The sequence below is a fragment of the Sedimentibacter sp. B4 genome (assembly GCF_000309315.1).
In the GTDB taxonomy this organism is placed as follows: Bacteria; Bacillota; Clostridia; order Tissierellales; family Sedimentibacteraceae; genus Sedimentibacter; species Sedimentibacter saalensis.
The window spans coordinates 1-246 of the sequence record NZ_CANG01000469.1; the positions used below are offsets into that span (position 1 = coordinate 1).

At 66.7% G+C, this 246-nt stretch carries 1 pseudogene; it reads right to left on the reverse strand.

Going from position 1 to position 246, the window contains the following annotated elements:
- Positions 1-98 precede the first annotated feature (98 nt).
- Positions 99-246, reverse strand: a pseudogene (locus tag BN358_RS25510) (transcriptional regulator); the annotation flags it as partial.

Below are 246 nucleotides of genomic sequence, written 5' to 3' on the forward strand. Positions count from 1 at the left end.
CACGCGGTCAGACCTGCGCCCAGCCCGGTTCGTGGCGGCGCTTCCGGATGTTGGCTGACGATTGTGGCCAAGATGTGGCTAGCGCCGGGCCGCTTCTGCTAGGCGATGAGGGATTGGGTTCCCAGCACGATTGCGAGTTCGAGTCGCTGAGCGTCCTCGGTGCCCGGCTCGGCGGTGTAGACCATGATCCGCAGGTCGTCGCCGGCCACGACGAGGATGTCGCATTCCAGGGCAATCGGCCCCACC